General features: G+C 57.5%; 8 protein-coding genes. 6 read left to right on the top strand and 2 right to left on the bottom strand.

From position 1 onward, the window contains the following. Nucleotides 1–194: 194 nt before the first annotated feature. The gene (locus VMA09_01045; protein HUA32162.1) at nucleotides 195–326 is read right to left on the bottom strand and encodes a hypothetical protein; all 132 of its coding nucleotides are present in this window, start codon (nucleotides 324–326) and stop codon (nucleotides 195–197) included. A gap of 486 nt (nucleotides 327–812) precedes the next feature. Between VMA09_01045 and VMA09_01050 the strand changes: the two genes are divergently transcribed. The 4 genes from VMA09_01050 to VMA09_01065 all read left to right on the top strand — a co-directional run bounded on the left by VMA09_01050 (nucleotide 813) and on the right by VMA09_01065 (nucleotide 5091). Then, complete coding sequence (locus VMA09_01050) at nucleotides 813–1406, top strand: universal stress protein (protein ID HUA32163.1); 594 nt, start codon at nucleotides 813–815, stop codon at nucleotides 1404–1406. A 49-nt stretch (nucleotides 1407–1455) separates the two neighbouring features. Then, the gene (locus tag VMA09_01055) at nucleotides 1456–1668 is read left to right on the top strand and encodes a hypothetical protein (protein HUA32164.1); all 213 of its coding nucleotides are present in this window, start codon (nucleotides 1456–1458) and stop codon (nucleotides 1666–1668) included. A gap of 747 nt (nucleotides 1669–2415) precedes the next feature. Further along, the gene (locus VMA09_01060; protein HUA32165.1) at nucleotides 2416–3651 is read left to right on the top strand and encodes a hypothetical protein; all 1236 of its coding nucleotides are present in this window, start codon (nucleotides 2416–2418) and stop codon (nucleotides 3649–3651) included. A gap of 861 nt (nucleotides 3652–4512) precedes the next feature. After that, nucleotides 4513–5091, top strand: coding sequence for a hypothetical protein (locus tag VMA09_01065; GenBank protein HUA32166.1), 579 nt, complete (start codon nucleotides 4513–4515; stop codon nucleotides 5089–5091). Between the two features lie 213 nt (nucleotides 5092–5304). Here the strand turns inward: VMA09_01065 and VMA09_01070 are convergent, their stop codons facing one another. Beyond that, nucleotides 5305–5775, bottom strand: a complete 471-nt coding sequence (locus VMA09_01070) for a cytochrome c (GenBank protein ID HUA32167.1) — start codon at nucleotides 5773–5775, stop codon at nucleotides 5305–5307. 957 nt (nucleotides 5776–6732) lie between these two features. Between VMA09_01070 and VMA09_01075 the strand changes: the two genes are divergently transcribed. Then, entirely contained in the window at nucleotides 6733–9570 is a 2838-nt protein-coding gene (locus VMA09_01075) for a hypothetical protein (GenBank protein ID HUA32168.1), read from the top strand. Nucleotides 9571–9624: 54 nt separating this feature from the next. Continuing rightward, nucleotides 9625–9834 (top strand): hypothetical protein, encoded by a 210-nt coding sequence (locus VMA09_01080; protein ID HUA32169.1) that lies wholly within the window; start codon nucleotides 9625–9627, stop codon nucleotides 9832–9834. The last annotated feature ends 453 nt before the right edge of the window (nucleotides 9835–10287 follow it).

Genomic DNA, 10287 nt, shown 5'->3' on the forward strand with positions numbered 1-10287 from the left:
TCCGCCCTGCGATGAGGACGGCGATAGGGCGGTTGCGCCTCTGCCTGGTTCGCGAGACCGATTGCGGTCTCGGCCAGCTCTTTCCTTTCCGGATATGAGCTCACGTCTTGCTGGCCCGTTTGCGCTGGCGCTTCGTAGCGCGGCGCTTCATCTCGGCTGAACGCAGCTCCGGCATCATACCGGCCCAGTGGGCCTTAGCGGCCCGCGCCGGCGGCTTCTTTCTTCTCGTCCTTCGTTTTACCTTTCCATCGAGCCGAACGCGCGCGCTTGAGGTGCTCCTTGCGCGAAACCATTGGCAGCATCGTATCTGCGATTGATTGAAACATTCAAATCTCGCCTTGGGCTCGACTTTAAGACGCGCGTCCGGGACACAAATCATTCGAAACGACGCGCATCTATACCCACTTGGCACGGCGTCATCTGTCCGAAATTCATCGGCGCGCGCATCCGCTCACCGCGGGCAGTTACATTCCGGAACGGATTAGCTACGCGGCTTCGGCAGATCAGGAATATGCGAATCGTCGGCGCGATCGGTGCGAGAGCAGTTCCGCGCTGTAGGAGTTGAAGCTTTTCGTCAGGTTCTGGTTTTGAACGAGCAGAGGACGTTCGAAGATCGACAGTCGGTCGCTGGCTGCGGTCAATCCGGCGTTTCGATCCGTCAAAGTGTCAGATCTTAACGCTGCGTGCGGCTTCTTCAAATTCGGGAGCGTCAAAAACAGCCTCCCGCACTGACGGATCGAAAGGCCGTTTTCTTTTTCTCTGCGTGGTGCTTCTGACGCTTTGACACTTTGGCGCCTGCGCGCGAGATATACATGAGCCGCAACGACTTGCGAATGTGCGAACGAGCCGAGCTTCCGAGCGTGAAAGAGAAACTACGACGCAGGCTTTTCGACGCATCAGAGATCGGCGAGGAGACCCGAAAAATGATGGCGATTAAGAGAATCTTGGTGCCGATCGATTTCTCTGCGCCTTCGTTGAAAGCACTCGACGAGGCAGTCGAATTCAATCAACCGTACGGAGCCGAAATCATCCTGCTTTGCGCCGTCGAACATAACTATTACGAGTCGCTAGCGTCGGTACCTAATTCCGGAGCGCTTGTCGCAGAAGAAGTGCGAGCGGCGCAAGAGAAGCTGGAGGGAATCCGCGAAAATTTAGCCGCGCGCGGCGTCAAGTGCCGGACACTAGTAGAATTGAGCGTACCCTTCCAAGCGATCGTTGACGCGGCGAAAAAAGTAGATGCAAGTTTGATCTTCATGTCGACGCATGGGCGCACCGGACTGGCGCACGTCCTCGTGGGCAGTGTCGCGGAGAGGGTTGTGCAGCACGCCGGATGTCCAATCCTCTTGCTTCGAAGCTCGGCTGATGCGACGAAACCCAAAAACAAGACAATCAGGGCAAAGACTTGACCAGCGGAAAACTCGTTGAACAAGCGATTTCCAAGAAGGAGGCGAAGCCATGACAGAACGAGAAGCGATCAGCGTTTTCGACGGACTGCGGAAAGCGCTGCAATCAATTCCCCCTGGAGAAGATGCCCGCGCGGTGGGTGCATTGCTACGCACCCACGTTTTTCATTCATCTTCAATCGCTTCGGAATTGTCATCGGCTTTGGCGATGCTTCGCAATGTGTTTAGGGAAATCCAGAAATGGGAAGCACAAAATCCAAATTAGGACAGTAGCCAGCCGTTCAGACAGATTGCTATCTGAGCGCCGTTTAGTTTACGTTTCATAACAAGGAGGGAAACGAAGATAGCAAATGACCTGAAGTGTCGCGCAATGCTTCTGGCTCAGCAAATTGCCACCTGGGAAGCCTGGCACGACGAAAAAGCCGCTGCGAGGCAGGGCGCACTTCAATCGTGGGAGCGCGAACTGTTGAAATGGGATCACTGCGATACGCTGGACGGCGAGCTATGGGGGCACTTGCAGCACTGGGCGCGAAACAGAACTTAGCCCACTTCAAGCGCTCCGGCTAAGGCCGCGATATCCTGCTGCGTAGCAATTTGAAGCTGAACACTACAGCTAAAACTACTGCGTACAGAACACAATAGGCAATAACGGCGAGTGCCGCACCTGCTGCCATGCGCTGCCGGGGCGCCGAGTGTCAATTGAATTCCTGCATTGACGGATTGAAAATTCAGTTTCCATTTCTCTGCGTGATGTTTCTGACGCTTTGACGGTTCGGAATCAACATCACTGGCTTGGAGTCGACACCGCGGTCGATCAAGGGCAGGCGCTTCTGTGGATCGTCCAGCGGCGCGTCGCAAACACGAGTTTGTCGCTTTGCGCAGCCGGCCAGTTTCCGGCCTCGACTGAGGCCTCGGCCAATACGAATTCAGCCTGGATTTGCAAATAACATTATTTGACGGTACTAGAGTCATCGCGCCAAGTTAGGAGAGTAGTAGTGTATTTTTTTTCAATATGAAGAGTCTATTTGTCGCTTGCGTCGGCGCAATCCTCGCGATCACTGGAATATCCGATCGTGTATTCGCGCAAAGCATTAATCCTGAGAGCCAGGAAATCCAGCTTGCTGGCTCTCCATTCGCGATCGTCACCACCCCTGACGGTGGATATGTGTTTGTTTCGATGGGCGCCTTCCTGCCCCACAGCAGCAACGGAATCGCGATAATAAAACAGCGAGGGAATTCCGCTAGTCTCTTGCGGGTGCTTGAGACCGGAGGCGATACTTTCGGCTTGACGATCACCAGCGACGGCAGGTACCTGGTCGATACCGTTCAGACCGAAAAGGGCTCGACCGCACCTGAAGGCGCTCAAATCATCGACGTAAAAAAAGCGATCGCTGGCCAATCCGATGCCATCATCGGCACCGTACCGACCAGCCCGACGACGGCGAGTTCGATCGAGGTTGGCCTTTCCAACGATAACCGTTTCGCATTTGTTTCGAACGAGTTCGACGATACCATCAGTGTGATCGATATAGGAAAGGCTCTCCGGTCGCGGGGCGGAACGAGCCCGATCGTCGGGACGATTCCGGTCGAACACGCACCGGTTGGACTCGCGTTTACGACCGACGGCCGCTATCTGTACATCACCAATGAAAAGGCACTCGACACCGATCCGGACTACCAAGGAAACGTCTGCTCGATTCCAAACGGCATCGGAAATCCGCCGCCAACCACGCCAGGGCCTTACGGACGCCTGACGGTAATCGATGTCCGCAAGGCCGAGACCAATCCCGCGGCGTCGGTGCGAACGGCGATTTACGCAGGATGCTCGCCGACACGCGTATTTCTCTCGCAGAACAATTCTCTCGTGTGGGTGTCGGCACGCGACGAAGACAACCTGCTCACTTTTAGCGCGCCGGCGGTTCTCGCTAATGCTCCCAATCCCCTTTTGTCAACTACACCGGTCGGAGTCGCGCCCGACGGGGCTCAGACATTCGATCATCGACGCTACATCGCTGTCGCGAACACCAATCGTTTCTACACCGGCCAGGCCGGTACCGTGAGTATCCTCGACTACGCCAAGGCGTTGAGTGGCGCGGGAAACGCTGCGACTCTGGGAACGTTCCCGGCAGGCGCGTTCCCCCGCCAATGGAGTTTATCCCCGAACGGCAAGCTTCTATATCTGGGCGAATACAGTTCCGACGTGCTCGCGATTTACCCGGTGCGCTCGCTGGTAGAAGCGGTCAGGTAGCGGCGTCTCTCAACCAATTAGTTGATCGCTGCGCCCGGTTCGCGCCGCGCGCGATTCCGGCGAGGCTATACGCAAACAGACTTCTCGCCAAATACTGGTCCCGATGAAGTGCATCGCGAAAAATTCGGATTTAAAGGGCTTTCAAAAATTTTCGAAATTAAACCGCTTGGCGACTCGCGCGGACTTCGTCAACTATTCGCGATCACGTTGCGCGGCCAGCCTCGGAGAAGACTGTTGAAAGGTAAAATCAAATCAACTATCGCTCTGGTCGCATTCATGACTATTGCTGGGGCCGGAACTCCAGCAAATGCTCAACCAATCTCCCCAGCTGAATGCAGTTTCAGCGCGTGTATCTCAGATGCCTTAGCGACATTTGCTCGTTGCAAGGATCCTTTCGGCCGCGCTGGCGAATCGAACACGACCACTGCCTCGTCCCCCATCGGAGCAAGCTGCACGGCACAACTCCGACAGGACACCACGACCTGCGGATGGAACGAGTTCGTCTGCGGCACCCAGAAATTCGCAATTCAGACACCACAGTTCATCACGAACACCTACGGCAATGTTGACTATTGGCCGCGATTCGCTCCTGATGGCCGCACGGTCCTCTTTACGCGCTGCGCCAATGATCCGAGTTGCACCGTTGACGGAACCGCAGGCCCTTTCGCGCTCTACACGATACCGGCGCGAGGCGGCACACCAGAGCCTTTATACCTGCCACCGAGCGGCGATGCGGCCACGAGGCCAGATTGGTCCTGGAACCGATCACTCAAGTCAGCTCAGATCGCGTTCGAGTTGACAGGCTCAGTAGAGACGTTTTCGCAACTCTGGTTGCTCAATTCCGACGGATCCTCTCCCCAGATGGTTTCAACGCCGGCAGGAAAAGCCTCCTACCCGTCCTTCTTTCCGCGCGGAAATGAAGTCTCGATCGAGGTCCCGGACAAGCCCGGTCCATTCTTGCAGTTTATCGGACTACCCGCAGGCAATCTGATCGCTACTCAAAATTTGTTGTGGACCGGAGAATCTTCTGTCTCGCGCGACGGAAAGATGCTCGCGCTGGCTGCACAAGAACCGGTGATGGGCGGAACTTACAACGACTCGAACAACATGATCTGGATTGAGAACGCGAACGGCAGCGACTTGCGCATGCTCGATGGAATCGAAGGGCGCACGCCCAACTGGTCGCCGCACGACACGCTGGTCGAATTCGAATCGACCCGCAACTGCACCAACGGCAACTACGCGATCTTCGTCGAGCCTCCGACTGGCGGAAATGCACTCCAAATCACGAGCTGCGCATTCAACGCCAATCACGCCGTCTGGTCGCCCGACGGCCGCGAGTTCGCTGTCGCAGTCGAGCTTCCCAACACCGGAAATCTGAACCAGGGCGGATGGTGGGGAATTGCGATTTTGCGGGTGCCGTTCGGACTAGTTCCCTAACCTGGAAGCAACGCCCTCTGGTTGCCAGACCTTATGCCGCGACTCTCGCGGTCGATGGAATCGAGCCTCCATCCGCGCCGCGCGAGGGTTCGGGCAACGCTCTTTTTTCGTCCGCATGTGCTGGCGACCCCAAGTGATTAAATCTTTTGGGTACTGACCCAATCTGCCGTTGACTGGGCGCCCAGATGCCTTCATGAATATCGTTCCACTCCTTCACTGATCGCGCTTCACAATCAATGAGCGCTTCTGTTCGATCGATGCACCATGCGCGACAGTCTGAATTGATTGCAGGTAATGAACTATATCCGCGACACTGTCGCTCACCTGGTTCGGGTTGCCTTGTCCCTCAGGATACTGCCACATCTCCTCTCCCCATACTGGCATATCGCGTGGACCGTGAGCCTTAACGTCCGCCCGGCCGTCCATGAAGCGGGCTATTTGCGCTTCCGGTAGAGGATTTCCATACCTCTTGGAAAGCACGCGCAAGTCCGCCGGTGGTGTTTTGAGTTCATGTTCCAGCGGGCCGTGCCCATCGCCGTTGACTCCATGGCAAGCCGCACAGTGTTGCAGGTACAACTCTCGACCCTTTGCGATATCGCGATCGCCGGCTGTCGCACGTGCGCTGATTGAAAGACATCCGAGTAGCAGCATGACCAGTGAAAACTTTCTTGAAATCACTTCCATCGCGCTCCGTTTTTTTCTTTCATTCTCCCGGCCGCTGCAAGGTGCGGCTTGTGAATTGGAGGATTTCGTCGGCGCATGCGCGCGACAAAATTCACTGCCGAGTACCGCAGATTCGGCACAGCACTTCCAGTCCGGGCCTCGCCAGCGGCCTCGCACCGGGGATTTTGAGATTCTTCAATCCTCCTTCTCCCTCAATACCCGCCTACAATCCATCTGATGTCCGCCAGCAAGCGCTTGTGAAGAAGCCCCGTGGGCGGCCAAGCATAAAAACCTATTTAAGCCGGATTCGCGCAGCAATCTCTATCGCCCGCGCGCAGGCCGCATGTGGCAACGGATGCATCAGTGGGCGTGACAAGGAAAGTTGACCATCTTTCCCGATGCAACATTTGTTGTCAGTGAGGCTCTGAAAGTGCGCCGCGGCTTTCGGCGCTAGAGAGATCATCGGTCTGTGTCTGGGGCGGACCGAAGGAACTAGTCGAGACGATCCGTCTTATCCGCCGCGCAGTCGAACACGGCGTGACCCCTGATTGACACCGCCGATTCATACGGCCCCGAAGTGTCCGAGAGATTGCTCGCGCAGGCGCTCTCGCCTTATTCGCCGCGACCTCGTGGTCGCGATGCGGCGGTTGTTTGGTCGCATGCTGCGATCGCAACGCTGCCGCAGCCAGCGGGATGAGCCGACATCTAGCCGAGTAGATTTTGATGATGACGCTTGGAGGCGGGACAAGCGTCTGCGGATACGCACGCATAAGGAATGGATCTCGGTGTTCTGTATCAACGCGAGGCAGAACGCGCCAGTTGTGACCTGGAAAACGCTTGGACTCAAATCCTGGCAAAGATTGCAAGCCATGTGATCTTAGTGCCAGCCTGAATCGGGTTTCAAAACGGAAATTCCGATCAAAAGAGAAGGTAGATCTTGTTGGTTCGCAAAGATGTCCCGACGAGGCAGCATTGAAAATGGCAATTACCCAGACCAACGCAACGGTGAACCAAGCGCCCGCAGATTCAAAACCAGCCGTCGCCGAGGCAAACGCCGAGCGCGCGCGGCTCCGGGATTGCCAGGAATCCAAAGTGCCATGGAAGAAGTGGGGGCCCTACCTGAGTGAACGACAGTGGGGAACCGTTCGCGAAGACTATAGCGAGAATGGAGACGCCTGGAACTTTTTCACCCACGATCATGCTCGCTCGCGCGCGTATCGCTGGGGCGAGGACGGCATCGCCGGGATCTCCGACGACAAACAGCACCTCTGCTTCGCGCTCGCTCTGTGGAACGGCAAGGATCCGATTCTCAAGGAGCGGCTCTTTGGATTGACCAATAGCGAAGGCAATCACGGCGAGGACGTGAAAGAGTACTACTTCTATCTCGACAACACGCCGACCCACTCGTACATGAAGTACCTCTACAAATACCCGCAGGCGGCCTACCCCTATGCCGACCTGGTGGAGACGAACCGCCGGCGGACCCGCAACGACATGGAGTACGAGCTGCTCGATACCGGCGTCTTTAATGACGACCGCTATTTCGACGTCTTTGTGGAGTATGCCAAAGCCGATCCGGAAGATATCTTGGTGCGGATCACGGCAGTCAACCGGGGACCGGAGCCGGCAGAACTGCATCTCCTGCCGACCCTGTGGTTCCGCAACGACTGGGCGTCGTGGATCGCCGAATCCAGCAGAGCGGCCGAAAAACCGAACCTCAGGCAGATCGAGGCGCCGGCGGGCACAAGCGCGGTCGCCGCAAGCCACACACCGTTAGGTGAATTTATCCTTTTCTGCGAGGGCGAGGTGCCGCTGCTCTTCACCGATAACACAACGAACCACGAACGGCTTTTCCCCGGGCAAAAGAACGAGAGCCCTTACGTCAAGGACGGCATCAACGATTGCGTGGTACAGAACAAGCAGGGCGCAGTAGACCCCGAAAAGCAGGGCACCAAGGCGGCTGCGCACTATCGAGTGACGATTGATCCCGGGCAGTCGGCGACCCTGCGGCTGCGCCTGACGCGCCAGTTCGCTGCCGCTAAGAGTGGGAAAACCAACCTGGCCTCCTTCGGCGCGGAGTTTGACCAGACCCTGGCCGCGCGCTTGCAGGAGACGGACGAGTTCTACCGCTCCGTGACCCCGCCTTCGATCTCCGCGGACGCGGCCAGCGTAATGCGCCAGGCCATCGCGGGCATGCTCTGGAGCAAGCAGTTCTTCTTCTTCGACGGTGACAACTGGCTTGACGAGCACCGGTCCAACCCTCTGCATACCGGATATCGAAATTCCCGGAACTCGGAGTGGTTCCACATGCTGAACGAGGACGTCATCTCGATGCCCGACAAGTGGGAGTACCCGTGGTACGCCGCCTGGGACTTGGCCTTCCACACGCTGCCGCTCTCGATCGTGGACCCGGACTTCGCCAAGCAGCAGATGGAAATGATGCTCCGCGGGGTCTACCAGCACCCCAGCGGCGCGATGCCCGCCTATGAGTGGAACTTCAGCGACGTGAACCCTCCAGTCCACGCTTGGGCGACCATGTTCCTCAATCGCACCGAGCAGGCCCTGCGCGGCGAGACGGACGTGGACTTCCTCAAATCGGCGTTCAACAAGCTCTTGTTGAACTTTACCTGGTGGGTGAACCGCAAGGACCGGTTCGGTAAGAATGTGTTCGAGGGCGGCTTTCTAGGCTTGGACAACATCGGCATCTTCGACCGGAGCGCGCCGCTCCCCACCGGCGGCCATCTTGAGCAGGCAGACGGCACGGCCTGGATGGCCTTGTTCAGCCAGAACATGTTGGAGCTTGCGAGTGAGCTCGCCGTCCACGACCCCGCCTACGAAGACATGTTCGTGAAGTTCGCAGAGCACTTCGTCTATATCGCCAATGCAATCAACCGTCCCGGTCAGGACGGTCTGTGGGACGAAGAGGACGGTTTCTACTACGACCTGTTGCGGCTCCCAGACGGCAGCGCCAGGCGGCTCAAAGTGCGCTCGATGGTGGGGCTGCTGCCCCTGTGTGCCACCTCGATAATCGAGGCTCGGCAGCGGGAGCGCGCTCCGCGGGGGATGGCTCAGATTCTCCAACGCCTGCGGCGGATGCCTGAACTGCTGGAGTCCATCCATCCCACGGGCCCAGGACACTTTGGCGTGGCGGAGCGGGGGATCATGGCCTTGGTCAACCCGGAGCGCCTTCGCCGGATCCTCACGAAGATGCTCGACGAGAACGAGTTCCTTAGCCCCTACGGCATCCGCTCGCTCTCCAAATTCCACCAACAACACCCATACGTCTTCAATGTGGAAGGCCAGGAGTTCCGGGTGGACTACCTGCCGGCCGAATCGAACACCGGCATGTTCGGCGGCAACTCCAACTGGCGGGGACCGATCTGGATGCCGGTGAACGGCCTCATCATCCGGGCACTGCAGAGCTTTTACCTCTATTACGGCGATAACTTCAAAATTGAATGTCCCACCGGCTCCGGCAAGATGATGAACCTCTTCGAGGTGTCGAAGGAGATCGCGGATCGGCTGAGCCGAATCTTCCTGCGCGACGAGGCTGGCAGACGCCCGGTGTATGGAGGCACGGAAAAGTTCCAGTCCGATCCCCACTGGCGCGACCACATTCTTTTCTATGAATACTTCCACGGCGACAACGGTGCCGGCTTGGGCGCCAGCCATCAGACAGGCTGGACGGGTCTCGTGGCCACAATCATCCAGCTCTACGGCCTTCTGGATTCCAAGCGGTACCTGGAAGGGGGCGTGCGGGCCGCGTTCAAGGACAAAGCCCAAGTTGGGTCGAGCCACACGGCTAACTCAGCTTAAAACTTGAAAATCGCTTTCTCCCGTGATTCCGTTCTACCGGCGATTGTCATCCTGGTGCTTGTTGCGGCGCTACCGTTCGCGGTCTGGGAGTTCATCCAGACTGGCGAATTTTACCTGTTGTCGCACCGCTTCTGGCCCGACCTCGTCGCGCGGTTCCACGGACCTGGCCGAATGCGGTTCATCTTGCAGCCGACGATCGCGATCATCCTCGGTGCGCGCGACGGCGTGAAAGACCGCCGTGCGGGCAATCAGCCTTTCTTGTGAGGACTCTGTCTCATCCGGCTGACCGACCCGGGCTCCTGCGCAGCGCTCTCGCTTCAGTGCGCAACCTCGTCACGATTGCGATTCTTCTCGACGTTATCGCACAACTTCTGATCTTCCGTATGGTACATCCCGGCGCCGCCTTAGTGCTTGGACGGTGCTGATTGCCTTGCCCTACGCTGCATCGCGCGGCTGGACAAACCGCATCGCGCGATCGCGTAGCAAACGCTTTTGTACTGCTGAAGCGGACTGAGGCAGGAGCCAAAATCTAAGATCCATGTTTACCTGAAAGCGACACTCACACCTGGCGATCACGGGTAACGAGATCTCTCAGGTAATCGGGACTACCCGCGAGGTTAAGCTGTTTACGAGCTACATGAAGGTGTGGGTGAAGCTTGTTGATGAATGGCAGTTGATCGCGCGTCACGTCGGGGCGATTGAGAGGACGATGCTGTA

The organism is Candidatus Binataceae bacterium, from assembly GCA_035508495.1.
GTDB lineage: Bacteria > Desulfobacterota > Binatia > Binatales > Binataceae > JASHPB01.

What these genes read in the sequence shown, in the direction of transcription:
- VMA09_01060 (HUA32165.1), top strand. Translation starts at nt 2,416, where the DNA reads ATGAAGAGTCTATTTGTCGCTTGCGTCGGCGCAATCCTCGCGATCACT.
- VMA09_01055 (HUA32164.1), top strand. Translation starts at nt 1,456, where the DNA reads ATGACAGAACGAGAAGCGATCAGCGTTTTCGACGGACTGCGGAAAGCG.
- VMA09_01070 (HUA32167.1), bottom strand. Translation starts at nt 5,775, where the DNA reads ATGGAAGTGATTTCAAGAAAGTTTTCACTGGTCATGCTGCTACTCGGA.
- VMA09_01075 (HUA32168.1), top strand. Translation starts at nt 6,733, where the DNA reads ATGGCAATTACCCAGACCAACGCAACGGTGAACCAAGCGCCCGCAGAT.
- VMA09_01045 (HUA32162.1), bottom strand. Translation starts at nt 326, where the DNA reads ATGTTTCAATCAATCGCAGATACGATGCTGCCAATGGTTTCGCGCAAG.
- VMA09_01050 (HUA32163.1), top strand. Translation starts at nt 813, where the DNA reads ATGAGCCGCAACGACTTGCGAATGTGCGAACGAGCCGAGCTTCCGAGC.
- VMA09_01065 (HUA32166.1), top strand. Translation starts at nt 4,513, where the DNA reads ATGGTTTCAACGCCGGCAGGAAAAGCCTCCTACCCGTCCTTCTTTCCG.